At 33.2% G+C, this 25,726-nt stretch carries 22 protein-coding genes; 16 read left to right on the forward strand and 6 right to left on the reverse strand.

The features are described 5' to 3' along the window. Nucleotides 1-64: 64 nt before the first annotated feature. On the reverse strand, nucleotides 65-433 hold the full coding sequence (locus EB819_RS13045; protein ID WP_069800278.1) for a DUF2752 domain-containing protein: 369 nt from the start codon (nucleotides 431-433) through the stop codon (nucleotides 65-67). A gap of 208 nt (nucleotides 434-641) precedes the next feature. Here EB819_RS13045 and EB819_RS10100 point away from each other — a divergent pair, with 208 nt between their 5' ends. From EB819_RS10100 to EB819_RS10135, 8 genes are all read left to right on the forward strand, one after another. Further along, nucleotides 642-3,425: a bifunctional aconitate hydratase 2/2-methylisocitrate dehydratase gene (locus tag EB819_RS10100; RefSeq protein ID WP_124878754.1), complete on the forward strand. Its 2,784-nt coding sequence runs from the start codon at nucleotides 642-644 to the stop codon at nucleotides 3,423-3,425. A 291-nt stretch (nucleotides 3,426-3,716) separates the two neighbouring features. Then, nucleotides 3,717-5,990, forward strand: coding sequence for an aconitate hydratase (locus tag EB819_RS10105; protein ID WP_069800283.1), 2,274 nt, complete (start codon nucleotides 3,717-3,719; stop codon nucleotides 5,988-5,990). 187 nt (nucleotides 5,991-6,177) lie between these two features. Then, nucleotides 6,178-8,394, forward strand: coding sequence for a TonB-dependent receptor domain-containing protein (locus tag EB819_RS10110; protein WP_069800500.1), 2,217 nt, complete (start codon nucleotides 6,178-6,180; stop codon nucleotides 8,392-8,394). Nucleotides 8,395-8,489: 95 nt separating this feature from the next. Continuing rightward, nucleotides 8,490-8,900 carry a hypothetical protein gene (locus tag EB819_RS10115; protein WP_069800285.1) on the forward strand — a complete coding sequence of 137 codons (411 nt, stop codon included), beginning with the start codon at nucleotides 8,490-8,492 and terminating at the stop codon, nucleotides 8,898-8,900. A 4-nt stretch (nucleotides 8,901-8,904) separates the two neighbouring features. Continuing rightward, nucleotides 8,905-9,315, forward strand: a complete 411-nt coding sequence (locus EB819_RS10120) for a hypothetical protein (protein WP_069800287.1) — start codon at nucleotides 8,905-8,907, stop codon at nucleotides 9,313-9,315. 33 nt (nucleotides 9,316-9,348) lie between these two features. Next, the gene (locus EB819_RS10125; protein ID WP_069800289.1) at nucleotides 9,349-9,894 is read left to right on the forward strand and encodes an RNA polymerase sigma factor; all 546 of its coding nucleotides are present in this window, start codon (nucleotides 9,349-9,351) and stop codon (nucleotides 9,892-9,894) included. Further along, nucleotides 9,884-11,338: a hypothetical protein gene (locus tag EB819_RS10130; RefSeq protein WP_069800291.1), complete on the forward strand. Its 1,455-nt coding sequence runs from the start codon at nucleotides 9,884-9,886 to the stop codon at nucleotides 11,336-11,338. Before EB819_RS10125 ends, EB819_RS10130 begins: the two co-directional genes overlap by 11 nt. Nucleotides 11,339-11,349: 11 nt before the next feature. Beyond that, the gene (locus EB819_RS10135; protein ID WP_069800293.1) at nucleotides 11,350-11,781 is read left to right on the forward strand and encodes a hypothetical protein; all 432 of its coding nucleotides are present in this window, start codon (nucleotides 11,350-11,352) and stop codon (nucleotides 11,779-11,781) included. On the opposite strand, the gene EB819_RS10140 is transcribed toward EB819_RS10135, so the two are convergent. The 3 genes from EB819_RS10140 to EB819_RS10150 all read right to left on the reverse strand — a co-directional run bounded on the left by EB819_RS10140 (nucleotide 11,745) and on the right by EB819_RS10150 (nucleotide 14,104). Continuing rightward, entirely contained in the window at nucleotides 11,745-12,443 is a 699-nt protein-coding gene (locus EB819_RS10140; RefSeq protein WP_069800295.1) for an RluA family pseudouridine synthase, read from the reverse strand. The genes EB819_RS10135 and EB819_RS10140 overlap by 37 nt on opposite strands. A gap of 67 nt (nucleotides 12,444-12,510) precedes the next feature. Continuing rightward, nucleotides 12,511-13,326, reverse strand: coding sequence for a 3-methyl-2-oxobutanoate hydroxymethyltransferase (panB, locus tag EB819_RS10145; RefSeq protein ID WP_069800297.1), 816 nt, complete (start codon nucleotides 13,324-13,326; stop codon nucleotides 12,511-12,513). A gap of 64 nt (nucleotides 13,327-13,390) precedes the next feature. Next, nucleotides 13,391-14,104 carry a Crp/Fnr family transcriptional regulator gene (locus tag EB819_RS10150; RefSeq protein WP_074650861.1) on the reverse strand — a complete coding sequence of 238 codons (714 nt, stop codon included), beginning with the start codon at nucleotides 14,102-14,104 and terminating at the stop codon, nucleotides 13,391-13,393. Between the two features lie 97 nt (nucleotides 14,105-14,201). Between EB819_RS10150 and EB819_RS10155 the strand changes: the two genes are divergently transcribed. From EB819_RS10155 to EB819_RS10195, 8 genes are all read left to right on the forward strand, one after another. Further along, nucleotides 14,202-16,580 (forward strand): heavy metal translocating P-type ATPase, encoded by a 2,379-nt coding sequence (locus EB819_RS10155; protein WP_069800301.1) that lies wholly within the window; start codon nucleotides 14,202-14,204, stop codon nucleotides 16,578-16,580. Between the two features lie 122 nt (nucleotides 16,581-16,702). Then, the gene (gene ccoS / locus EB819_RS10160) at nucleotides 16,703-16,882 is read left to right on the forward strand and encodes a cbb3-type cytochrome oxidase assembly protein CcoS (RefSeq protein ID WP_069800303.1); all 180 of its coding nucleotides are present in this window, start codon (nucleotides 16,703-16,705) and stop codon (nucleotides 16,880-16,882) included. Between the two features lie 14 nt (nucleotides 16,883-16,896). Continuing rightward, entirely contained in the window at nucleotides 16,897-19,170 is a 2,274-nt protein-coding gene (ccoN, locus tag EB819_RS10165; RefSeq protein WP_069800305.1) for a cytochrome-c oxidase, cbb3-type subunit I, read from the forward strand. Nucleotides 19,171-19,401: 231 nt separating this feature from the next. Then, a complete protein-coding gene (locus tag EB819_RS10175) occupies nucleotides 19,402-20,271 on the forward strand; it encodes a cbb3-type cytochrome c oxidase N-terminal domain-containing protein (protein WP_069800307.1) in 870 nt (289 codons plus the stop codon). A 70-nt stretch (nucleotides 20,272-20,341) separates the two neighbouring features. Next, entirely contained in the window at nucleotides 20,342-21,787 is a 1,446-nt protein-coding gene (gene ccoG, locus EB819_RS10180) for a cytochrome c oxidase accessory protein CcoG (RefSeq protein ID WP_069800309.1), read from the forward strand. A gap of 20 nt (nucleotides 21,788-21,807) precedes the next feature. Beyond that, the gene (locus tag EB819_RS10185; protein ID WP_069800310.1) at nucleotides 21,808-22,257 is read left to right on the forward strand and encodes a FixH family protein; all 450 of its coding nucleotides are present in this window, start codon (nucleotides 21,808-21,810) and stop codon (nucleotides 22,255-22,257) included. Continuing rightward, the gene (locus EB819_RS10190; RefSeq protein ID WP_069800312.1) at nucleotides 22,248-22,982 is read left to right on the forward strand and encodes a sulfite exporter TauE/SafE family protein; all 735 of its coding nucleotides are present in this window, start codon (nucleotides 22,248-22,250) and stop codon (nucleotides 22,980-22,982) included. The genes EB819_RS10185 and EB819_RS10190 overlap by 10 nt, the downstream gene beginning before the upstream one ends. A gap of 39 nt (nucleotides 22,983-23,021) precedes the next feature. Further along, a complete protein-coding gene (locus tag EB819_RS10195; protein ID WP_069800314.1) occupies nucleotides 23,022-23,807 on the forward strand; it encodes a hypothetical protein in 786 nt (261 codons plus the stop codon). Between the two features lie 67 nt (nucleotides 23,808-23,874). Here the strand turns inward: EB819_RS10195 and serS are convergent, their stop codons facing one another. Together serS and EB819_RS10205 are read right to left on the reverse strand one after the other, a co-directional pair. Beyond that, entirely contained in the window at nucleotides 23,875-25,143 is a 1,269-nt protein-coding gene (gene serS / locus EB819_RS10200) for a serine--tRNA ligase (protein ID WP_069800316.1), read from the reverse strand. Nucleotides 25,144-25,217: 74 nt separating this feature from the next. Next, on the reverse strand, nucleotides 25,218-25,724 hold the full coding sequence (locus EB819_RS10205; protein ID WP_069800318.1) for a hypothetical protein: 507 nt from the start codon (nucleotides 25,722-25,724) through the stop codon (nucleotides 25,218-25,220). Nucleotides 25,725-25,726: the final 2 nt, after the last annotated feature.

Genomic DNA, 25,726 nt, shown 5'->3' on the forward strand with positions numbered 1-25,726 from the left:
TCTTTGGGTATAATCTCAGCTTTTTACAGCACCCCTTTTTCTTGAGTGCAAATGTATAAAATTTTTATAAATTTCTAAAAATCCCGAAAAGAATTATGAAAATGAACAAAATTAGTATTGTTTTCTTGCCGATGAGAAACTGTCTTAGCTTAGCAAATTTTTCTTGGCAAAAACTGGTAAAGAAAATCAATGAAAAATAAGGAATTCCTAATAGTACAAGTGCATTTTGGTGAAACGCTTCTTCGAAGTTCAGATGTAAAATTTCGTGAAATGCTCTTTGTGAACCACAACCTGAACACTGGTAACCCGAAATCTTATAAAAGGGACAAGAAATAAAAAAATACTCTTGTTCATAAGGATTTAGAAAAAAATAATAACCTGTTATAAGCAGTATTATAACTACAAAAATCCATTTTTTTTCACCCTTGTACATAAAACAAATGTAATTCTAAACTTTATATTTTACAAGATTGATTTAAATAATATGCTTCATCTATAAAATTTTAAAAAAAGATATCCTCTGCAAATTAAATTTTCTTACTTTTGAGCATCATTATAAAAAGATTGATGATTATAAAAATTTTAACTACTAAAGTACAGTAAATCATCTAATTATTAAGTTTAAAAAGACTTCAAAAATTATGAATATTTATCAGGATTACATCCAGGAAATCGAAGAAAGAAAAGCACAGGGGCTTCACCCAAAACCTATTGACAGTGCAGAATTGCTAAGCGCAATTATTGAGCAAATTAAAGATACAGCAAATGAGTACAGAGCTGATTCTCTTAACTTTTTCATCTATAATATTTTACCAGGCACAACTAGTGCAGCTGGTGTAAAAGCTAAGTTTTTAAAGGAAATAATCCTTGGTGAATCTATAGTGGCAGAAATCACTCCTACTTTCGCTTTTGAATTGCTATCTCACATGAAAGGAGGTCCTTCAATCGAAGTTCTTCTTGATTTGGCTTTAGGAAATAATGAAGCTATCGCAAAACAAGCTGCTGAAGTTCTTAAAACTCAGGTTTTCTTGTACGATGCTGATACAGCGCGTTTAAAAGAAGCTTATGAAACGGGAAATGTAATCGCTAAGGATATTTTGGAAAGCTATGCAAAAGCAGAGTTTTTTACTAAACTTCCAGAAGTTCCAGAAGAAATTAAAGTTGTGACTTATATCGCTGCAGAAGGTGATATTTCAACTGATTTATTATCTCCGGGAAATCAGGCACACTCACGTTCTGACCGTGAATTGCACGGAAAATGTATGATGTCTCCTGCTCAGCAGGAAGAAATAAAGGCTTTACAGGCTCAACATCCTGATGCAAGCGTGATGTTGATCGCTGAAAAAGGAACAATGGGAGTTGGTTCTTCTCGTATGTCGGGTGTAAATAACGTTGCACTTTGGACTGGGAAACAAGCAAGTCCTTACGTACCATTCGTAAACATCGCTCCAATTGTAGCAGGAACAAACGGTATTTCTCCAATTTTCTTAACTACAGTTGATGTAACCGGTGGTATCGGAATCGACCTTCAAAACTGGGTAAAAAAAGTGGACGAAAACGGAAACCCTGTTAGAAATGAAAATGGCGATATTGTTTTAGAAGAAAAATATTCAGTTGCTACAGGAACTGTTCTTACCATCAATACGAAAGAGAAAAAATTATACAATGGAGATGTTGAATTGAAAGATATTTCAAAATCATTTACTCCGCAAAAATTAGAATTTATAAGAGCTGGTGGTTCTTACGCCATCGTTTTTGGTAAAAAAATCCAAACTTTCGCTGCTAAAACTTTAGGAATTACAGCTCCTACAGTCTTTGCGCCTTCTAAAGAAATTTCTATTGAAGGACAAGGACTTACCGCTGTTGAAAAAATCTTCAACAGAAATGCAGTAGGCGTTCCAGATGGTAAATTGTTACACGCTGGTTCTGATGTGAGAGTTGAAGTAAACATCGTTGGTTCTCAGGACACAACAGGTTTGATGACCGCTCAAGAACTAGAATCTATGGCAGCAACCGTGATTTCTCCAATCGTAGATGGAGCGTATCAGTCAGGTTGTCACACCGCATCAGTTTGGGATAAAAAAGCGCAGGCTAATATTCCTAAATTAATGAAATTTATGAACGATTTCGGGGTTATCACAGCTCGTGACCCGAAAGGTGAATACCACGCCATGACCGATGTTATTCACAAAGTTCTGAATGACATTACCGTGGACGAGTGGGCCATTATTATTGGAGGAGATTCGCACACAAGGATGTCTAAAGGTGTTGCTTTCGGTGCCGACTCTGGAACTGTAGCATTGGCTTTGGCAACAGGTGAAGCGTCTATGCCAATTCCTGAATCTGTAAAAGTGACTTTCAAAGGCGAAATGAAAAAGCATATGGATTTCCGTGATGTAGTTCACGCAACTCAGGCTCAGATGTTGAAGCAATTTGACGGAGAAAACGTTTTCCAAGGTAGAATTATTGAGGTTCATATCGGAACGCTTCCTGCCGACCAAGCATTTACCTTTACAGACTGGACTGCAGAAATGAAAGCTAAAGCTTCAATTTGTATCTCAGAAGACGATACTTTGATTGAATCATTGGAAATTGCAAAAAGCAGAATCCAGATTATGATTGATAAAGGAATGGACAATAAAAATCACGTTCTACAAGGTTTAATCAACAAAGCAAATAAGAGAATTGAGGAAATCAGAACGGGTGACAAACCAGCTTTAACTCCAGATGCTAATGCTAAATATTACGCTGAAGTTGTGGTAGATTTAGATCAAATCGTTGAACCAATGATTGCAGACCCAGATGTAAACAACGAAGACGTTTCTAAAAGATATACGCACGATACCATAAGAGACCTTACTTATTATGGAGGTGAGAAAAAAGTTGACCTTGGTTTCGTAGGTTCTTGTATGGTTCACAAAGGTGACCTTAAAATCGTTTCTCAAATGTTGAGAAATCTTGAAAAACAAAATGGTAAAGTAGAATTCCAAGCGCCATTGGTTGTAGCTGCTCCTACTTATAACATCATCGATGAATTAAAAGCTGAAGGTGACTGGGAATTACTTGAAAAATATTCAGGTTTTGAATTTAACGATGCAGCTCCAAAAAGCGAAGCTCGTACACAGTATGAAAATATGATGTACTTAGAGCGCCCAGGTTGTAATCTTTGTATGGGTAACCAAGAAAAAGCGGAAAAAGGAGACACTGTTTTGGCAACTTCCACCCGTCTTTTCCAAGGAAGAGTAGTTGAAGATTCTGATCGTAAAAAAGGAGAATCTCTATTGGCTTCTACTCCAGTCGTAGTATTGTCTGCAATCTTAGGTCGTATTCCAAGTATTGACGAGTACAAAACAGCTGTTGAAGGAATCAACTTAACTACTTTCGTTCCATCTATTAAAGAACTGGTAACTGTTGGTCATTTTTAATACATTGTAAACTAAAGTCGAAAGGCTTTTTAAATATAAATTGGAAGATTTCTTGAGAAGTCTTCCAATTTTTTTTATCATAAAATATTACATTTCATAAAATAATATTAATTTTAGCCTTACATAAAATTCAATTTCAAAAATGGATTAATAGGTATTAAAAATTCAAAACATAGACTATTTTAATATCTTATCAATCATGTAGGAATAGAATTTGATGGAGAATAATAACATCATTATCCTATCATTTGATTCCCAAATGCAAACTTTAAACAAAAAAATAAAATAGATATGACATTCGACATTAACATGATCAAAAAAGTGTATGAGCGCTACCCTGAAAGAATTGCTGCGGCAAGACAAGTAGTACAAAAACCTCTTACACTCGCTGAAAAAATTCTTTACGCTCATCTTTGGCAAGGTAATGCTACAGAAGCTTACGAAAGAGGAAATTCTTATGTAGATTTCGCTCCGGATAGAGTTGCAATGCAAGATGCAACTGCGCAAATGGCACTTTTACAGTTTATGCAAGCAGGAAAAGCTAAAGTTGCAGTTCCTTCAACAGTTCACGCAGATCACTTAATTCAAGCTAAAATTGGCGCTGATAAAGATTTACAAGAAGCACTGAATAAAAATAACGAAGTTTTCAACTTCCTTTCTTCTATTTGTAACAAATATGGTATCGGTTTCTGGAAACCAGGAGCAGGTATTATTCACCAAGTAGTTTTAGAAAATTATGCTTTCCCTGGTGGAATGATGATTGGTACCGACTCTCACACTGTAAATGCAGGTGGATTAGGAATGGTGGCAGTTGGAGTTGGAGGAGCAGATGCTGTTGACGTAATGGCAGGAATGGCTTGGGAATTAAAAATGCCAAAACTAATTGGTGTTAAATTAACTGGTAAGCTAAACGGTTGGACTTCAGCAAAAGATGTAATCCTAAAAGTCGCAGGAATTCTTACTGTAAAAGGTGGAACTGGTGCTATTGTAGAATATTTCGGAGAAGGAGCGGTATCCCTTTCTGCAACAGGAAAAGGAACTATTTGTAACATGGGTGCAGAAATTGGTGCTACCACGTCTACTTTCGGTTATGATGATTCTATGAGAAGATATCTTGCTGCAACAGGAAGACAAGAAGTAGTAGATGCTGCTGATAAAATTGCTGAACACTTAACTGGTGATGCTGAAGTGTACGCAGAACCAGAAAAATATTTCGACCAAGTAATTGAAATTAATTTAGACGAATTAACTCCACACCTTAATGGACCTTTCACTCCAGACTTAGCAACTCCAGTTGCTGAAATGAGAGATAAAGCTATTGCAAATGATTGGCCTCTAGATATAGAATGGGCATTAATTGGTTCTTGTACCAACTCTTCTTATGAAGATTTATCTAGAGCCGCTTCTATTGTAGAAGACGCGGTAGCAAAAGGGGTAAAACCAAAAGCTATTTTAGGAATTAACCCAGGTTCTGAACAAGTAAGATATACTGCAGAGAGAGACGGATTGATAGACACTTTCAAAAAATTTGAAAATGCGAGAATCTTTACCAACGCTTGTGGACCATGTATCGGACAATGGGACAGAGAAGGCGCTGAAAAACAAGAGAAAAACTCTATCATTCACTCATTCAATAGAAACTTTGCAAAAAGAGCAGATGGTAATCCAAATACTCACGCATTCGTAGCTTCTCCTGAGATGGTAGCTGCTGTAGCAATTTCTGGAAGATTAGATTTCAACCCAATTACTGATACATTAACCAACCAAAATGGTGAACAAGTAAAACTAGACGAACCTAAAGGTTCTGAACTTCCAGCAAAAGGATTTGACGTAGAAGATAACGGCTACCAAGCTCCTGCAGAAGACGGTTCTGCTGTTCAAGTAATTGTTTCTCCTACTTCAGACAGATTACAATTATTAGAACCTTTCTCACCTTGGGATGGTAAAAATATTACGGGCGCTAAACTTCTCATTAAAGCGGAAGGAAAATGTACTACTGACCACATTTCTATGGCTGGTCCTTGGTTAAAATACAGAGGTCACTTAGATAATATTTCTAACAACATGTTAATAGGTGCTGTAAACTTCTTTAACAAAGAAACCAACAGAGTTAAAAACCAATTAACTGGAGAATACGGTGAAGTTCCTGCAGTACAAAGAGTTTACAAAGCAGCAGGCGTTCCTTCAATTGTAGTAGGAGACCAAAACTACGGTGAAGGTTCTTCTAGAGAACATGCTGCAATGGAACCAAGACATCTTGGTGTAAAAGCAGTTTTAGTAAAATCTTTCGCGAGAATTCACGAAACGAACCTTAAGAAACAAGGTATGCTTGCATTAACTTTCGTAAATGCTGAGGATTATGATAAAATCCAAGAAGATGATACTTTTGATTTCTTAAACCTTGATAGTTTCGCACCGAATACTCCACTTCAAATTTTAATAACACACGCAGATGGAACTACGGATACTATTCTTGCTAATCACACGTATAATGAACAGCAAATCGGATGGTTTAGAGCTGGTTCTGCGCTTAATCTAATCGCTGAAGAAGCTAAAAAAGCATAAGCTTTTTTTCATAAATACTAAAAAACCACTCGAAAATTCGGGTGGTTTTCTTATTTGGTTAAAATTTAAAAAATGTTTAAAAAACTTACTTATCGCAAATTTAATTAAAGTTCATTTTCTTTATTTATAACAACTTTTGTAACAAAATAAAGTTTAGGCAGTCTTATAGAAGAATTTAAAAATGAATATGAAAAAAAATTATATCATCGCTATTGGATTTCTTTTTACCACAACTTTCGTTTTTTCTCAAAACACTAAAAATGAAACACTAAAAGAGAAACAAATAGACGGTGTAACCCTTACCAAAACCAAAAAAGCAGTAGAACAGAAAGCAGACAGAACTATTTTTGATTTTTCAGAACAAGCTCATCTCAATACTGGTAATGTAAGTGAAGGCCTCAAAAAATTGCCAGGTCTTATCGTTTCTGATGTTGCAGGGATGATGTACCAAGGGAAGCAATTAGATGTTTATATGGACGGAAGACCGCTAAATATTGGCGGTAATCAGTTGCAAGCTTTTCTCGAAGGAATGCCTGCCAATTCTGTAGAACGTGTAGAAATTGTAACGCAACCAGGTTCTGAATTTCCTGCCACTTCTGGTGGTGCAATCATTAACATTATCACCAATAAAAACGCACAAAAATATCTTTCTGCAACTTACACCGGGAGATACGCTTTCACTAATTACGAAAAATACAGAAACAGAACCAATAATTCTATTTTGTTAAATGCCAAAAATAAATATTTCGGGTGGCAATTAAATTTCGGGCAAAATTATAGAGAAGCTTACAGAGAATCAATCATAGACAAGGTTTCTAACGTATTTTCGGAGCAAGTGAATAGAGGTTATTTTGTGAAATCTGCACTTACTTTTAACATTGGGAAAGATAGATTATTGGTAAATTATGACATCAACCATAATAATAATGACACCGAAAATAGCAGTTCTGGTTTCATAGCCAATAGAACGGGAACCGCGCCTAATTACATTTACAGTATAGACGATTACACAACCAAAGATTTCGGGGAGACAGAAAACTGGAGAAAAGATTTAAGCGCAACGTATCAAATAAAATTTGACGATAAAAACAAAAAATTAGATTTGAACGCCAGTTATAACACTTTTGATTCAAACTATAATCTTGATGGTAAAAAATTCATCAACTCTACTACTCAAAACAATAACATAGAAACCACTTCTCATCAAAACGTAGCGACCTTCAGAATTGATTATTCGCAACCTATTAAAATTTTAGACGAAGGGAAAATTTCTTTCGGTGGTTTGTTTGAAAAATTAAACTACGACACAGATTTTTTCGGCATTACCAATTTAGAATACCAAAGACAAACTACTTCTACGTATGCAGAACTTCAAGCAAAGAAAAAGAATTTTGATTTTATTTTAGGAACCAGAGCAGAAGCGTATGATATTTCTGGAAAAACCATAGATTTAACCACCGGAAAACTTACTAAAGATCTAATTCCTTTTAAAAAATTCAGCCTTTTCCCGAATGCAAGCATTCAATATAACTTTGGGAAACAAGTCTATTTTGCACTGAATTACAACAGAAAAATTCAACTGCCTAATATTTCTTGGCTTAACCCAAATAACACCAATTACCAAAACGGAAACATCAGTTTCGGAGGAAATCCTAATCTACAACCTACTATTTTTAATAATCTCGAAGCAAAATTTTCAGTCTTTGATTATGCTTTTATTGGCTATAATCTAAGTATCGCCGAAAATCAATCTATACAATTTGCAGAAAAGAAATATTTCTTTGCAGAGAAACCCATCATAGAAAATAGAGAAGCTTATGGAGTAAGTAATGGTTTTATAAACGTTTCTTCTATGAAAGTTCATAATTTTAATTTCGGTTTACCTATTCCTTTTATGCTTTTTACTAAAGGATTAAAGGAAACAATGAAATTTAATATCAATCCAGATAAAATGAACTTCTTATACGTTTACACAGGTTATCAACTTCATCAGTTGCCAGATAATGACAATAAAGGATTCTGGATTTTTAACATCATGGCTCAATTTATTTTGCCAAAAGACATTAAACTAGTTGCTAATTACGGAACCATGACCAAAGGAAACTGGTACTACTACAGAATGGAAAAACCTTGGATGAATAGCTTTGACCTTACTGCTACTAAAAAATTCTTGAATGATAGACTTACCGTATCTGTTTTTGCAAATGACTTGTTTAGAAGCAACGTAAATGCGGTAACCTCGCTTTATAACAATTCTAATCTTTATTTAGGAAATAATTTTGATTCTCAAAATTTTGGAATTTCTATCAATTATAAACTTCCTACTAAGAATAAATTGGTAAAAGAAGATCCGAACTTATTGAAACAAGACAAAAAAGAAGATTCTGGATTACCGAATCAGTAAATACGAAAAAGATTTCTAAAATTTAGAAATCTTTTTTTGTTTTAAGACGCAACCAATTGAATGTTTTTACCTCTTAATAGTAAAATATAAAAATTATGAAACTTTTAAAACTCATTTTATTGGTTATCTTGTTTATTGGTTGCAGACAAGACTTAGATGAAACCAATATCATCGGAACATGGAAACTAAGTGCACAATTAATGGATCCAGGCGATGGAAGTGGTAAATTCTTACCTGTTAACAGTAGCAGAACTGTAACTTTTAGAAATGATGGAACATATATCTCTAACGGAAGTTTTTGTAACATGAATATTGAAGCCAATCAAAACACAGACGGAAATTATATTTATTCTTCTACAGAAAAAAAATTAACGCCAAAATGTTTTACCATAGGATTGTTATTACCTACCGTTTTATCAATAAATATTGAAAACGGCAACCTCATTATTTCTAATTATGGTTGTGACGAACCTTGTGCACAAAAATTTACCAAAATAAAAGATTAAGATTATGAAAAAATTATTTTTTACTACAATGGCTTTATGCACTCTTGGATTTCTATTTTCTTGTGATACTAGAGAAGAAAACAACATTAGTATTTCTAGAATTAAAATAGATAGTGTGAAAATCCCTCAAGAGAAGATGGATTTATTTACTACTCAAACCATTAAAACTTACTCTACTTATGCTTCTGGTTGTGATAGATTTTATGATTATGATTATAGAATTGATAATCTGAATAGATTTGTAACTTCTTACACCTACAAAGAAAATAATGCTTGCACACAAGCTACTTATGTAGGTGCTAATCAATTTAACTTTAAACCTGTAGAAAAAGGAACCTACACTTTTAAGTTTTGGAACGGAAAAGACAATGCTGGAAATGATTTATGGATTACTAAAACCATAGTTGTAGAATAAAATCACTATTTTCGGTATTGTAAGTTGTATTACATGAATTTTAAAGAACTAATCTCTTCTTGTTTACAAAAAAACGCACAATCACAACGTGAATTGTATGATTATCTTGCACCAAGACTTTTTGGTACTTGTTTAAAATACGCTCAAAATCAAGATGATGCCAAAGATTATTTTCAGGAAAGTTTTATTTTAATTTTCAAAAATTTACATCAATTTAACTTTAAAAGTGATTTGTTTTTTTGGGCAAAAAAAATCACTATTAATCATTGTATTTCTCAACTCAAAAAAAACAAGAATTTAGCTTTTACAGACTTAGAAACTATAGAAACCCATGAAGAAATAAATGAAGAAGAGGAATTCTCTATAGACCAACTTCTAAAATTGGTACAAGAACTACCTACTCAATACAAAATGGTGTTTAATCTCTATGTTTTAGACCATTATAGCCATCGTGAAATCGCAGAAATGCTTAATATTTCTGAAGGAACCAGCAAATCTAATTTGAGCAGAGCCAAAATGATTTTGAAACAAAAAATTACATCACAACAGAAAAATACGCTTTATTACCATGAAAAATAAAAAAGATATAGAGCACATTTTTCAGGAAAAACTCGGAGATTTTGAAGCCAATCCGCCACAAGAATCTTGGGATTTTATTTCCGAAAAAATTAATGAAAAAGAAGAGAAAAGAAGGATAATTCCTCTATTTTGGTTGAAATCTGCAATTGTTTCTACAAGTGTAGCTGCGATTTTATTGATAAGTTATTTCTTATTTAATGATAAGATTGACAGCAATTTACCAAAAAACAACACCGAAATCGCTCATCAAAGTCCTGAAATTCAGAATCAAAAAATTACAGAAAACAACTTACATAATCATTCAAAAATAGATGCAAAGACTGCTGAAATCATTAACCATCAAAACAATATTACTGATTCTAAAAACACAAATTTTTCTGTTAATACAATTACTAAAGAAAGTTCTTTGCCTAAAAGCAATACTTCAAAAAATATAAAATTAACAAACAATACCCTAAATTCTGTAGAAAAAAATAAGACAAATCTTGAAAATCCATCTTCAGAGGAAAAAAACTTGGCGAAAAATCTTCAACCAGAAATTACACCAAATCAACAAAATATAGAAGAAAAATCGCCAATTGTTTTAGCTGAAAACAATCTCGAAAATTCGGCTAAAAAAGAACAAGAAGTTTTGAAAAAAGAAGAAAATATTTTAGCTCAAAATAATTCAGAAGAAAGTATTTTTAAAACAAAACTAGAAAAAGAAACACAAAAAGAAACGCAAAAAAAATCTAAAAAACTATCCGTTTTTGCTAATTATACTCCACTTTTTGCTTCTTCTACAAAAGGTTCTGCGATAAGTAATTCCTTTGATAACAATACTAAAACTTTTGATGATAATAACAGCTTTGGAGCAGGAATTCAGTATGCTATTAATGATAAAATTTCTGTAAGAACGGGTGTAAGCAATTATAGCCTTAGTCATAAAACCGAAAATGTAATTTTCTTTAAAGCCAACAGTACGGCTTCTATTAGTTACAACAATAGCTACAAAACGTTGTCTTTAAATGAAAACGGACAGAATATGGTTATCCTTAATAATAATGCTTCTTTTTACAATGCATATGTAGTAGGTTCTGTAAATTCAGGGACACTGAACCAAGAGATGAGTTTTATAGAAATTCCTATTGAACTTTCGTACAATTTACTCAATAAAAAATTGAAAATCAACACTATAACAGGTTTCAGTTCTGTCATTTTAAATAAAAATGCAGTTTCCGTTTCATCTAATAATACGAAAACAGAAATAGGTAAGTCTAACAATATCAACGATGTACATTTTACAGGAAATGTAGGACTCGGTTTTTCTTATCCTTTTTCTAAAAATTTAGACTTGAAATTAGAACCTACTTTTAAATATCATTTTAATACATTCAAAGACAAACAAAACTCGTTTTCGCCATATTTCATTGGCGTTTATACTGGTTTTGTTTATAAATTTTAAATTAAATCACCATGAAAAAATTATTTTTACTTCTAGTTCTTGTTTGGGCAATATCATGCGAAAGACAAGATGAAAATTCTGCTAAAGAATCATTAATAGGAAACTGGGAATGGATTTCTTCTACAGGTGGAATTGATGGCAGAACAGAAACGCCTGCTTCTACAGGAAAACAAGTGAAAATTGTCATAACAAAAGATTCTGTAAAAGTTTATGAGAATAGCGTTTTAAAACAAAAAAACAGTTATAAAATTTCACGAGAAAAATCTGTTCTCGACAATAAAATTAAAGACATGATTATTTACAATAGTGGTTTTAGAGACAGTTTTATGATAGATTCACAAAACCAACTGCATCTAATTGGTGATTGTTTTGATTGTTTTGCAAGTCTTTATAAAAAAGCAGAAAATCAACCTTCGCAAGCACGCCAAATTGCATCATTCTGAGGAACTGGAGCTGTAATTTCTATATTTTCTTTAGTTACTGGGTGAATAAATTCTAATTTTCTGGCGTGTAAATGAATTCCACCATCAGGATTAGAACGTGGCGAACCGTATTTTAAATCTCCTTTTATGGGCGTTCCGTTTTTAGATAATTGTGCTCTGATTTGGTGATGTCTTCCCGTTTCCAAATCGATTTCTAAAAGAAGATAATTATCTAAAGATTTAACAATATTATAAGTAAGAATCGCTTCTTTTGCACCTTCAGTTGGTTTTGGGAAAACAATTGCTTTGTTATTTTTCTCATTTTTTTTGAGATAATGAACCAATCTTTGAGAAGGCGGAATCATTTCCTTGGCTACCACTGCCCAATATGTTTTCTTAATCTCACGATTTTTCACCATTTGTGTGAGACGAGAAAGCGCTTTAGAAGTTTTGGCATAAATCACCAAACCAGAAGTAGGCCTATCAATTCTATGAACCAAACCTAGAAAAACATTTCCAGGTTTATTATCTCTTATTTTGATAAAATTTTTAATGGAATCTAGCAGAGATTCGTCGCCAGTTTTATCACCTTGAACCAATTGTCCCACTTTTTTATTGATGACTAAAAGGTGATTGTCTTCATAGATGATTTGAGAAGCGATATTTGAGTTTATGTTTTGCATTTTCAGTTGAAAGTTGCAAAGTTAGAAAATAAAAAAAGTTGAGCAAAAAACTCAACTTTTTATTTATCTAGTAACTTTCGTTCTTATTCGGGAAGGAAACGTCTTTCACATCTTTTACATATTGTGAAACGGCGCCTGTAATTTCTGTATAAAGGTCTAAATATCTTCTTAAAAATTTCGGCGAAAATCCTTTATTCATTCCTACCATATCATGATAAACCAGAACTTGACCATCACAATCTGGTCCCGCTCCAATTCCTATCGTTGGGATAGAAATACTTTCTGAAACTTTCTTCGCTAAGTCAGCAGGAATTTTTTCTAAAACTAAAGCAAAACAACCCAGTTCTTCTAAAATTTTAGCGTCTTTTATTAGTTTTTCGGCTTCTGCATCTTCTTTAGCACGAACTTTATAAGTTCCAAATTGATAAATAGATTGGGGTGTTAAACCTAAATGTCCCATTACTGGAATTCCTGCATTAATTAATCTAGAAACAGAATCTGCGATTTCTTCGCCACCTTCTATTTTCACAGCATGCGCTCCAGATTCTTTCATCATTCTTACCCCAGATTCTAACGCTTTTTGTGGGTCTGACTGATACGTTCCGAATGGTAAATCTGCAACTACTAATGCTCTATCTACTCCTCTTACTACGCACTGAGCGTGATAAATCATTTGATCTAAAGTAATAGGCAAAGTAGTTTCGTGACCTGCCATTACATTCGCCGCCGAATCTCCTATTAAAATAGCATCTACTCCACCTGCATCTACCATTTTGGCAGTGGTATAATCATAAGCAGTAAGCATTGTGATTTTTTCCTTATCGAATTTCATTTTTCGTAAGGTTTCGGTCGTTACTTTTTTAATTTCGGAATGTACTGACATGGGAATAAATTTTAAAAAGTAAATGTATAAAAAAATGCCGACTCGCGGTCGACATTTTTAATTTTTATAAAACTACGTGTCCTAATTTTCTTAGTTTTTCGTGGTTTAAGATTTTTAAGTTTCTTCCTTCCACTTCTATGTAGTTGTCTTGTTTAAATTCTGAGATTAATCTGATGGCACTTTCTGTAGCAGTTCCGATTAAGTTAGCAATTTCTTCTCTTGTTAAAGAAATTTTGATAAAACCTTCTGGGTCTGTTCCTAATTTCTGCTCTAGAAGAAGAAGCACTTCTGCTAATCTTTCTCTTACTGTTTTTTGAGCCAAGAAAGTTACTGTATTAGAACTTTCGCCCAATTCAAAAGAGATTTTTTGAAGCATTGCAAAAGACAATTGAGGATCTACTTCTAGCAAATGAAGAAACACATCTGCAGGAATATAAGTCGCTTGTAAATCGCTCATCGCTTCAGCAGTTGCTTGATAAGCTTCACCAATTAACAGCGCTCTATAACCAATAATATCACCTTCTTTGATGAATCTTAAGATTTGTTCTTTTCTATTAAAACCTAGTTTATAAAGTTTTGCTGTACCACTTTCTATAAAAAAAACACCTTCTACATTTCTTCCTTCCTCGAAAAGAGATTCTCCTTTATTAAAGAAAAGAGTTTGCTTCGCATTGATATATTTAGTGTAATCTTCTTTAGATAGAATTTCCTTAAAAGCCTTGTCATTAAAAACACTTAGAAACTTGTTTTCAATAAAAATTTGTTTTTCTAAAGACATAGATGAATTTTTATGATTTTCGTCAGCAAAATTATCATTTTTTTCTTATTAATCATAAAGAATTTTTGTATTATTTTTGCACATTTAATAAAAACAGATGGCAGAAAATTGTTTCCATTGTGGACAAGAAATAGATAAAGATAGAATTTTCTTCGATGAGAAGGCATTTTGTTGTAACGGATGCAAATCTGTTTATGAAATTCTTAATGCAAATAATCTCGGAAATTTTTATGAATTAAATAAAAATTCTGGAATTAGACCAGACGAAAATCTTTCTCAGTTTGATTATTTAGATACTCCAGAAATTTTCGAAAAAGTAGTAGATTTTTCTGAAGGGAATACCAGTGTAGTCACCTTTAAAATCCCAGTGATTCACTGTAGCTCTTGTATTTGGTTATTAGAGAGTTTACAAGATTTGAATAACAATATTAGATATTCACAGGTAAATTTCACCAAGAAAACATTACAAGTTTCTTTTAACCAAAATGAATTACCTCTAAGTGAATTGGCAAAATTCTTGACGAATCTTGGTTATAAACCCGTGATTTCATTAGAAACGGCAGACAAAAAAGAAGCTGCAGTAGACAGAAGTCTCACCATAAAAGTGGCAGTTGCAGGATTTGCCTTCGGAAATGCGATGATGTTTGCGTTCCCAGAATATTTAAACACGGGTTCTTCCGTAGATTTCTGGTTAGAAGAGTTTGCACCGTTTTTCAGATTTTTAACCTTCTTACTTTCCATTCCAGTGGTAGTGTATTCTGCATCAGATTATTACAAATCTGCATGGTTTGGCTTGAAAAATAAAATTGTAAATATAGACGTCCCGATTGTCTTAGGAATTCTCGTTTTATTTTTCAGAAGTGTCTACGAAATCGCAACCAATTACGGTCCTGGATATTTTGATACGCTTTGTGGATTATTATTCTTCATGTTGTTGGGTAAAATTTTCCAAAAGAGAACTTATTCTGCACTTTCGTATGATAGAGATTACAAATCTTTTTATCCAATTGCTGTAACCAAAGTAGATTTTGGGGGACGACAACAAAATATTTTACTTTCTGATATTAAAATTGGCGATAGAATTTTAGTTAGAAACCAAGAAATTATTCCTGTAGATGCGGTTTTAATTAATGGTGAAGGAAACATAGACAATAGTTTCATTACTGGTGAAAGTGCTACGATTACCAAAAATCCTGGGGATAAAATCTTTGCAGGAGGGAAACAAATTGGTTCCATTTTGGAACTAGAAGTCATCAAAACTGTGAACCAAAGTTATTTAACTCAACTTTGGAATAAAGAAGCCTTCAGAAAAGAAGAATTAGGACTCGATACTTTGGTGAATCAAATTTCAAAATATTTCACTTTTATCATTTTAGGAATTACGCTTCTCGCTGGAATTTATTGGTATCAAATAGATTTTGAAAAAATGTTCCAAGTGGTTTCTGCGATTTTGATTGTGGCTTGTCCTTGTGCATTAGCGCTTTCTACTCCATTTACGATGGGACACATCATGAGAATTTTGGGCAGAAACAAAATGTATGTGAAAGATGCTCACACCATTGAAAAAATGGCAAAAATTGACACTTTGGTTTTCGATAAAACAGGAACAATTACTTATAACAAAAAAGCCAACATCAGTTTTGAAGGTCAAGAGATCGCTGAATTTGATTTAAAAAACATAAAATCTTTACTCAAAAATTCTAATCATCCGCTTTCTAAATCGCTTTACGAATTTTTAGAAGTACAAGACGAATATTTACCAATTGAAAACTTCAAAGAAACTGCCGGAAAAGGTTACGAAGCCACAGTAAGAGGAAAAGTTTACAAAATTGGTTCTGCAAAATTCACGAATCAAGAAGCTAAATCACTAGAAACTGCCGTTTACATAGAAAGAGATGGTGAGTTTTTAGGAAAATATATCTTCAAAAACGAATATAGAGATGGTTTAGCTGAAATGGCAACAGAATTGAAAGATTATAAAATCCATGTATTAAGTGGAGATAATTCTTCAGAAGAACAAACACTTAAAAATCTTATTCCAAATATTACTGAAATGAGATTTAGTCAATCGCCGGAAGATAAATTAGAGTATATCAAGCATTTACAAGATCAAGGTAAAAAAGTTGCCATGCTTGGAGATGGATTAAATGATGCAGGTGCTCTGAAACAAAGTAACATAGGAATTGCGATTGCAGATGACACCAATTCTTTCACGCCGAGTTCAGATGTGATCATGAATGGAGGTGTTTTGACAAAGTTGCATGACTATTTTGCACTCACAAAAGATGCCATGATCATTGTGAAATTAACATTTGGGATTAGTTTTCTATATAATGTGGTAGGTTTAACTGCAGCAGTTCTAGGCGAGATGTCTCCTTTGTTTGCTGCAATTTTGATGCCTTTAAGCTCGATAAGTGTAGTTGCATTTACCTCATTATCAACATGGTTAAGATCAAGGAAATACTTCAAATTTTAATAATAAGATAAAAAAATCTTATTTAGAATATTTTTAAATTAACGTTTTTTTAACAGACCATGATGAAAGTCATTAAAAAACATTAATTTTGAAGCGCAAATTCATTTTATATTTGTAAAATCGTGGAAATTCTCTATTTAATGATCATCTGCAGCGTCTCTATAGCTGTAATTTTTCTAATAGTATTTATTATTAGTGCCAAGAATGGTCAGTTTGACGATGACGAATCTCCCGCTGTAAGAATCCTTCTTGAAGACAAGAAGCAAGAAACAGAAAACAAAGAAGAAACAGAAAAAAATTAAAGTGATTAGTTAATATGGAAACACAAAAGTTTAGTTATGACAACAGCATTGTGCGCGCATTTCTTTACGCAATGGTAGTCTTCGGTGTAGTAGGCTTCTTGGTAGGGTTAATCGTAGCAACATTGCTCTTCTTCCCTTCACTTCCGGAATATATTTTCGGTACAGATGATGTTACTATTAGTGCAAATAGTAATATTATGGGATTAGTAAAAACTCAAGGCGCATTTGGTTTCGGTAGATTGAGAATGCTTCACACCAGTGCAGTAATTTTCGCATTCGTAGGAAACTGTATTTTCGCAGGAGTTTATTATTCTATTCAGAGATTATTAAAAGCAAGAATGTTCAGTGATGTTCTTTCTTGGATTAATTTCTGGGGTTGGCAATTAATTATCGTTACTGTGGTAGTTACTTTCCTTATGGGAATTAACACTTCTAAAGAGTACGCAGAACACGAATGGCCAATCGATATTATGATTGCTCTAGTATGGGTAGTATTCGGTATCAATATGTTTGGTACTATTGCCAAGAGAAGAGTAAGACACCTTTACGTAGCGATTTGGTTCTACATCGCAGGATGGATAGGAATCACAATGTTACACATTTTCAACAACTTAGAAGTTCCATTATCATTTGCAGGATGGAAATCTTATTCAGCTTATGCTGGTGTAAAAGATGCTTTAGTACAATGGTGGTATGGTCACAATGCAGTAGCATTCTTCCTTACAACTCCAGTACTTGGTTTAATGTATTATTTCATGCCAAAAGCTGCTGATAGACCTGTATTCTCATACAAATTATCTATCATTCACTTCTGGTCATTAATTTTCATTTATATCTGGGCTGGTCCTCACCACCTGCTTTACACAGCATTACCAGGTTGGGCTCAAGCTTTAGGTACTACATTCTCTATTGCTCTTATCGCACCATCTTGGGGAGGTATGCTTAATGGTTTATTAACTTTAAGAGGAGCATGGGATAAAGTGAGAGAAAATCCTGTTCTTAAATTCTTCGTAGTAGCTGTTACTTGTTATGGTATGGCAACTTTCGAAGGACCACTTTTAGCAACAAAAACTTTAAATAAAATCGGTCACTATACAGACTGGGTAATTGGTCACGTTCACGTAGGTGCATTAGGATGGAATGGTTTCATTGCATTTGGTATGCTTTACTATTTATTACCAATCCTTTGGAGAACAAAACTTTGGTCTGTAAAATTGGCTAACTGGCATTTCTGGTTAGGTACATTAGGTATTATTTTCTATGCAATTCCTTTATACGTTGCTGGATTTACACAAGGTCTAATGTGGAAACAATTTAACCCAGACGGAACATTAGTTTACAAAAACTTCTTAGATACAGTTACTGCAATTATTCCTCACTACCAAATGAGATTTGTAGGTGGATTATTATACATCTCTGGTTCTATTTTAATGGTAATTAACCTTATTGCAACAGTAAGACAAGGTTCATTCGAAAAAGATGTTCCAGTAGAAGCTCCTGCATTAGCTAAAATTTCTGACGCTAGAAAAGAAGGAGAAGGAAAACACCTTTGGTTAGAAAGAATGCCATTATATTTAACCCTATTATCTTTCGTGGCATTAGCAATTGGAGGTATGGTAGAAATTATCCCTACATTAACTGTAAAAGATAATGTTCCTACTATCGCATCTGTAAAACCTTATACTCCACTAGAATTAGAAGGTAGAGATTTATACATCAGAGAAGGATGTAACGCTTGTCACTCACAAATGATTAGACCTTTTAGAGATGAAGTTGTACGTTACAATGGTAAAAACGGACAGTACTCTAAAGCTGGTGAATATGTTTATGACAGACCATTCTTATGGGGTTCTAAAAGAACAGGACCAGATTTACACAGAGAAGGTGGTAAAAACCCAGATACTTGGCATTTCAAACACATGCTAAACCCAAGAGTAACTTCTCCAGGTTCTATCATGCCAAGATATCCATGGTTAATCTATAACGAACTAGACAGAACTAAAACTAAGGATAAATTAGTATTATTGAAAAATGTATTCGGTCACCCTTATACAGATGAAGAAATCAATAATGTAGACAAATTAGTAGACGAACAAGCTGCTAAAATTGTAGAAGGAATCTATTCTGGAGATGCTGAAATCAAAAAAGCATTTGATGCTCAAAAAGCTCAGCAAGGTGCAGCATTCGTTCCTGTAGAAAAGAGAGAAATCGTTGCTTTAATTGCTTATTTACAAAGATTAGGTACAGACATTAAAACTACCGAAGTAAAAACAGCAAGCAATAATTAATAATCTAATAAAGGAGTTGTTTCAATATGATACCAAGTAATATAAAAGATATCTTAGCAAATATAGATAATGCAGGAATCTACCAAACATTGTCTATGATTATCTTTATCATATTTTTCATCAGCACTGTGTTATACGTTCTTTCTAGACCGAAAAAACACTACAGCGAAGTTGAAAGAGCTCCTTTAGAAGATGATCATAACAATTAAAAAGTTCTAAAAAACAAGAGTCATGAAACATAGAACACCCGTACTTGTAAACATTGTAGTAATATTATTTATTTTAGTATTATTATTCTATATGTTTATACAAAATACCTCTTTCTTATCTTCTCCTTATTTCTGGGGAACCATAGTAATTGGTATTGTTTTAGCATACATTTTCAATGCAATCGGTGCATTAGCTGAAAACGAAAGATTCAAGCAAATGACAGATGCAGAAAAAGCAACTTTCTTAAAAGAAAAAGAAATACCATTCTTCAAAAGATTATATGACAGTGGTTTCAAAAAACAATCAGATGTTGAAGAAAAAGACATCCTTATTGACCACGGTTTTGATGGCATCAAAGAATTAGATAATCAATTACCAAAATGGTGGTTAGGTCTATTTTACTTTGGCGTAATTTATGCAGTAGTTTATTTAATTGCATACTCAGTTTCAGATTTTGCTCACCCAGACAAAGAATATGAAGCAGAGCACAAACAGCAATTAGCAGATATCGCAGCTTATGACGCTGTTACTCCTAAAGCGACTATCGAAACTGCAAAATACAATGCAGATAATATTGCAGAAGGTGAACAAATCTTCAAGACCAACTGTGTATCATGTCACAGTGAAGGTGGAAAAGGAGGAATTGGACCAAACTTAACAGATGATTTCTGGATCAATCAACCAGAAAAAACATTATTCAAAAATGTATTCCACATGGTTGAAAATGGTAGTCCAAACAATCCTGCAATGCAAGCTTTCGGTAAAAATGGAGTTCTTAACGGTAACGACATCGAAAAAGTAGCTGCATACATCTACCACATTAACCAAGAAATGCCAGATGCTGCTGGTGGAGCTGCTCCACAAGGAACCAAGGCAAATTGGGAAAAATAAATTAAAAAAATTATATTTGTTATAAAAGAAAATATGAAAAGTTAGTTTTTATAATAAATAACATACAAAAATGGCTAATAAAGAAGAACAAATTGGCGCTGGTCAAGTAATTCATGCAGAAACCTTCAGAGATTCTGTATCAACTATAGAACAATCAGGTTCTAGAAAATGGGTATATCCTAAAAAACCAAAAGGGAAATTTACCAATTACAGAGATATTGTCACGTTCATTTTATTAGCCATTTTCTTTATTACTCCATTTCTTAAAATAAATGGAAATGCAATGCTCAAAATAAATATTATCGATAGAGAATTTTTTATTTTCGGGCAACCATTCTATCCGCAAGACTTCTTTATTCTTGCATTAGGAGCAATTACTTCTCTTGTTTTCATTATTCTTTTTACCGTAATCTTCGGAAGAATTTTCTGTGGTTGGATTTGTCCACAAACTATTTTTATGGAAGGTGTTTTCCGTAAAATAGAATTTTGGATTGAAGGAGATAGAAACAAACAAATTAGATTAGCCAGTCAACCTTGGAATGCAGAAAAAATATGGAAAAAAGGATTGAAATGGTCTGTTTATGTAGTAATCTCACTTATCATTACTCACTGGATGTTTATGTACATCGTAGGTGTAGAAGACACGCTTAAAATTATGAGAGGAGGACCGGTAGAATACCCTACTAATTTCATTGTAATGGTAATTTTCACTGGATTATTTTACTTCGTTTTTGCTTGGTTCAGAGAGCAAGTGTGTACACTTGTTTGTCCTTATGGCAGATTACAAGGTGTATTGATTGACAAAGAAACCGTAAACGTTTTCTACGATTATAAAAGAGGTGAGAACAGAGCAAAATGGAGAAAAGGTGAAGACAGAAAAGCTGCAGGAAAAGGAGATTGTATCGATTGTAATCAGTGCGTAGTCGTTTGTCCTACTGGTATTGACATCAGAAATGGTCAACAGTTAGAATGTATCAACTGTACCATGTGTATTGATGCTTGTGATGAAGTAATGATCAAAACAGGTTTACCTACAGGTCTTATTCGTTACGCTACAGAAGACGAAATCGAAAAAGAAGAAAAATTCAAATTTACAAATAGAATGAAAGCGTACTCGCTTGTTCTATTAGCATTAGTTGGTGTTTTAGGTTTTTTATTAAACAACAGAGGTGGTTTAGAAGCTAAATTCATAAAACCAGCGGGAAGTTCTTTCTATGTGAAAGACGGAAAAATTAATAATACCTACAATTACACCTTCCTAAACAAAACTAATGATGATAAACTTGTTACCATAAAAGTAATTGAACCAAAACATGGTGAAGTTATTTTCAGTGGAAACAGTACTATCGCTCTAAAACGTGACAAAATCACCAAAGGAACTGTAAATGTAAGTTTCCCTGAAAAAGAAGTGAACCAACCAAAATTAATTGTTACTTTTGGCGTTTATGATTCTAAAGGAAAACTTTTAGACACTTTCGAAACTAATTTTGAAGGTCCATTTAAGTTACAATTCTAATTTTTTAAAAAATATTTTTAATGAAATTCACTTGGGGACATGGTATAGTAGTCGCTTTAGGACTTTTTATATCCTTTATTTTGTATTTAATTTTCATTTTTCCAATTGGTAAACAGAATTCTGAATTGGTTACCGAAAATTATTATGAAGACGAATTATCTTATCAAAAAGTGATCGATGCTAAAAATAATGCCGCAACCTTAACTGCAAAACCTCAATATGCACAGTTGCCTTACGGAATTAGAATTGCTTTCCCTAAAGATATCAACAATGAAAATGCTAAAATAGAGTACTATTTATACAGAACCAATGACAAAACACAAGACAAAACAGGTTCTGTGCAACTAGATGCAGATAATAGCTTTTTAATCCCTAAGAATTTTATGATTCCAGGTTCATATACACTAAAAGTTTTGTGGACTAAAGATGGAAAAGATTATCAAGTAGATTATGATGTAGAATGGAAATAACCCTTATTTTAGCGGCTCTAGGCTTAGGTTTTGCAAGCGGATTCCACTGTATAGGAATGTGCGGTCCCATTGCGCTTTCACTAGGATTGTCTAAAAAACAACAAGTTAATTTCCATCTTCAAAATCTTACTTATCAATTCGGCAGAATTCTCACTTATTCTATTTTAGGAGCCATTGTAGGAATTGTTGGCGAAGGTTTTCAGCTCGCAGGAATTCAGCAATACATCAGCATTTTTGCAGGAGTTTTATTGATGATTATGGCACTTTTCTCTTTCGGAGGAGATTTTGCCTCAAAAATTCCAGCCATTAATAATGCTTTGCTCAAAGTTAAAATCAATCTCGGAAAATTTTTACAAAAATCTGATTATTCCTCTCGATTTTTAACAGGATTATTAAACGGACTTCTTCCTTGTGGAATGGTTTATATGGCACTTACTGCCAGTTTAGCAGCAGGCGGAATTTGGCAAAGCGCAAGTTTTATGGCTATTTTCGGTTTGGGAACATTTCCGTTCATGTTTGCCACTGTTCTTTTCGGAAATCTAATTAACACGGCTCTTCGAATCAAAATCCTTAAGATTGTACCGATTATCATGCTCATTTTAGGAGGTTTATTCATTCTAAGAGGTCTAGAATTAGGTATTCCTTACATCTCTCCTAAAAAGGAAGCTTTGAAGGTAGAAAAGAAAATGAACTCAGAGAAAACTTCAGACGAAAACTGTCACTAATTTTTCTTACTTTTAGCTCAGAATTTTAAAATCAAATCTATGCTTAAAAAATTTACTTTTTGGCTAATTCCACTATTGGCTATTATTCTCCAAGCTTGTGCTGTAGATTCTGTTACCACTTATCATCAAGATAAAACCACCAGCATTTTAATGAATATTAACATGAAAGAATTGTTGGGAATGGCAAAAAACATGGGTGGCGATTCTGCAAATTCTGATAATAAATTTAAGAATTTTGAACTTTTCCCAAAAAATTGGAAAAACATGTACGAAATCATGCAAGAAGATTCAGAAAAAAAGGGAATCGCGATGACTAAAGACAAAGACAGCATTCAATTAATCAAAAAAATGTTTGTAAAATCTAATTTTGAAAATAATGAAATGACGGGAATTGCTTTTAAAATGGATAGATTAACTCCAGAGGAAATCAAAAATTTCTCTAGAACATCTAAAAAAAGCAATTTTATAAGCGCCACAAGTTCTGACAATACCATTTGGGACGGAAAAACATTAACATTAGATACAGAATATTTTAATCCTCAAACTTTTTCTGAAACCTTAAAAAAAGAAATGACTTTAGAAGCTAAAACGGATTCAGCTAAAGCAGAAGCAGAATCTGCACTTGCTATGATGAAGATGTTTAATACTAAATTCAACAACAAAATTAAGTTTGAAACCAAAATAAAATCCATCCAAGGAAAACACGATTGGGTAAAGAAAATAGACGATTATACCATTGATATGTCTTTCTCTTTTGAAGAACTTCTTGACGAAAGTTTAAAACTCAACGAAAAGGACAAAAAAGTAATCATCATTACAGAATAAAACAAAAACCACCGAAATTTCGGTGGTTTTTTATGCTGAAAGCTAATTGCTGAATGCAAAAAGCATATTAATCTATCATTTCAAATCTAGCGTATTCCGCTACTTTTTTCGGTAACTTAATTCCGCCTTCTACTTGATTATTTTCTAATAAAGCTGCCATAATTCTCGGTAAAGCCATTGCGGAACCGTTTAATGTATGGGCTAATTGCGTTCTTCCGTCTCCTTTGAATCTGCATTTTAAACGATTCGCCTGGAAAGTTTCAAAATTAGAAACAGAAGAAACTTCTAACCATTTTTCTTGTGCTGCACTCCAAACTTCGAAATCATAAGTCATCGCAGAAGTAAACCCTTGATCACCACCACAAAGTCTTAAAATTCTGAAAGGCAATTCTAAATCTTCTAAAATAGATTTTACATGAGCTACCATTTCTTCTAAAGCTGCATAAGAATTTTCTGGCTTTTCTATTCTTACAATTTCTACTTTTTCGAATTGGTGTAATCTGTTCAAACCACGAACATGAGCACCATAACTTCCCGCTTCTCTTCTATAACATTGTGAGAAAGCAGTATTCTTAATTGGCAAATCTTTTTCTTCTAAAATAACATCTCTGTAAATATTCGTTACGGGAACTTCCGCAGTCGGAATTAAATATAAATCATCAATTCCTACGTGATACATTTGACCTTCTTTGTCAGGCAATTGTCCGGTTCCATAACCAGAAGCTTCATTCACAACATGAGGCGGATTTACTTCAAGATAACCAGCATCTGTATTTTTATCTAAGAAATATTGAACTAAAGCTCTTTGTAATCTCGCACCTTTTCCTAAATAAACTGGGAAACCAGCTCCTGCGATTTTTACACCTAATTCAAAATCAATCAAATTGTATTTTTTTGCCAATTCCCAATGCGGAATAGCACCTTCTCCCAATCCATGAACTTCGTGAGATTGATAAACGATTTCGTTATCATCAGCAGAAACGCCCGGTTTTACCAAATGGTAAGGAATATTTGGAATTTGGTATAAAATATTAAGCAACGAAGTTTCTATTTCCGAAAGTTTTGTAGTAAGTTCTTTGGAAGACTCTTTGTATTGCGCAGTTTTAGATTTAGCAGCTTCGGCTTCTTCTTTTTTTCCTTCTCTCATTAAAATTCCTATTTCTTTAGAAATTTTATTGATTTCAGCCAATTGCGAGTCTAATTCTTGTTGTGTTTTTTTACGTTCGTCATCTAATTGGATCGCTTCATCTACCAATTCTAATTGCTTAAAATTTCTTTTTTTAAGACCTTCTAAAACGCGTTCTTTTTCTTCGCGCAAAAAACTTACTTGTAACATCTTATTTGGTTTGAGAGTTAAGATTTGAGTCTAAATAAAACTCAAATTTTAATGATTTATGCAAATTTACGGAATTATTTTACGATATGAATGATGTTTGGCTGTCCTTCCACTTTAGAAAATGAAAGTTTATTGTTATACCAAACTTTGGAAACTTGAAACAAGTTAGGAGACCAATTGTACACTACTTTTACTGTGTCTACATCTGTTACCGTTTCTTTATTTACTATTTTAGAAAGATTGATGTAAAAATCAGACTGATACGTTTTTTGACTTGGCGAAATAGAATCCTTCAAAATTCTAACTGCACCAGTTGTGTAATCTACATAAGCTATCGTGTCTTGGTCTTTTTTTACAGAAATTCCTGTAATATCTTGCAAAGTTCTATCTGCATTTAAATCCTGGGCTCTCACAGCGGTAAAACCTCCAGGAATATTAGTATTGAGCAAATCTTTTCCCGCAGCGTTTTTGATGTAAATATTAAGAACTTGGTCTATTTTCTGCAAGTCACTTTCATCTTCTCCTCTACAAGAGCTAAGAAAAATTAGAATCCCTAAAATGATTAATCTGCTGAACTTCATAT

Source organism: Cloacibacterium normanense (assembly GCF_003860565.1).
GTDB lineage: Bacteria > Bacteroidota > Bacteroidia > Flavobacteriales > Weeksellaceae > Cloacibacterium > Cloacibacterium normanense.

What these genes read in the sequence shown, in the direction of transcription:
- EB819_RS13045 (WP_069800278.1), bottom strand. Translation starts at nt 433, where the DNA reads ATGTACAAGGGTGAAAAAAAATGGATTTTTGTAGTTATAATACTGCTT.
- EB819_RS10100 (WP_124878754.1), top strand. Translation starts at nt 642, where the DNA reads ATGAATATTTATCAGGATTACATCCAGGAAATCGAAGAAAGAAAAGCA.
- EB819_RS10105 (WP_069800283.1), top strand. Translation starts at nt 3,717, where the DNA reads ATGACATTCGACATTAACATGATCAAAAAAGTGTATGAGCGCTACCCT.
- EB819_RS10110 (WP_069800500.1), top strand. Translation starts at nt 6,178, where the DNA reads ATGAAAAAAAATTATATCATCGCTATTGGATTTCTTTTTACCACAACT.
- EB819_RS10115 (WP_069800285.1), top strand. Translation starts at nt 8,490, where the DNA reads ATGAAACTTTTAAAACTCATTTTATTGGTTATCTTGTTTATTGGTTGC.
- EB819_RS10120 (WP_069800287.1), top strand. Translation starts at nt 8,905, where the DNA reads ATGAAAAAATTATTTTTTACTACAATGGCTTTATGCACTCTTGGATTT.
- EB819_RS10125 (WP_069800289.1), top strand. Translation starts at nt 9,349, where the DNA reads ATGAATTTTAAAGAACTAATCTCTTCTTGTTTACAAAAAAACGCACAA.
- EB819_RS10130 (WP_069800291.1), top strand. Translation starts at nt 9,884, where the DNA reads ATGAAAAATAAAAAAGATATAGAGCACATTTTTCAGGAAAAACTCGGA.
- EB819_RS10135 (WP_069800293.1), top strand. Translation starts at nt 11,350, where the DNA reads ATGAAAAAATTATTTTTACTTCTAGTTCTTGTTTGGGCAATATCATGC.
- EB819_RS10140 (WP_069800295.1), bottom strand. Translation starts at nt 12,443, where the DNA reads ATGCAAAACATAAACTCAAATATCGCTTCTCAAATCATCTATGAAGAC.
- panB (WP_069800297.1), bottom strand. Translation starts at nt 13,326, where the DNA reads ATGTCAGTACATTCCGAAATTAAAAAAGTAACGACCGAAACCTTACGA.
- EB819_RS10150 (WP_074650861.1), bottom strand. Translation starts at nt 14,104, where the DNA reads ATGTCTTTAGAAAAACAAATTTTTATTGAAAACAAGTTTCTAAGTGTT.
- EB819_RS10155 (WP_069800301.1), top strand. Translation starts at nt 14,202, where the DNA reads ATGGCAGAAAATTGTTTCCATTGTGGACAAGAAATAGATAAAGATAGA.
- ccoN (WP_069800305.1), top strand. Translation starts at nt 16,897, where the DNA reads ATGGAAACACAAAAGTTTAGTTATGACAACAGCATTGTGCGCGCATTT.
- EB819_RS10175 (WP_069800307.1), top strand. Translation starts at nt 19,402, where the DNA reads ATGAAACATAGAACACCCGTACTTGTAAACATTGTAGTAATATTATTT.
- ccoG (WP_069800309.1), top strand. Translation starts at nt 20,342, where the DNA reads ATGGCTAATAAAGAAGAACAAATTGGCGCTGGTCAAGTAATTCATGCA.
- EB819_RS10185 (WP_069800310.1), top strand. Translation starts at nt 21,808, where the DNA reads ATGAAATTCACTTGGGGACATGGTATAGTAGTCGCTTTAGGACTTTTT.
- EB819_RS10190 (WP_069800312.1), top strand. Translation starts at nt 22,248, where the DNA reads ATGGAAATAACCCTTATTTTAGCGGCTCTAGGCTTAGGTTTTGCAAGC.
- EB819_RS10195 (WP_069800314.1), top strand. Translation starts at nt 23,022, where the DNA reads ATGCTTAAAAAATTTACTTTTTGGCTAATTCCACTATTGGCTATTATT.
- serS (WP_069800316.1), bottom strand. Translation starts at nt 25,143, where the DNA reads ATGTTACAAGTAAGTTTTTTGCGCGAAGAAAAAGAACGCGTTTTAGAA.
- EB819_RS10205 (WP_069800318.1), bottom strand. Translation starts at nt 25,724, where the DNA reads ATGAAGTTCAGCAGATTAATCATTTTAGGGATTCTAATTTTTCTTAGC.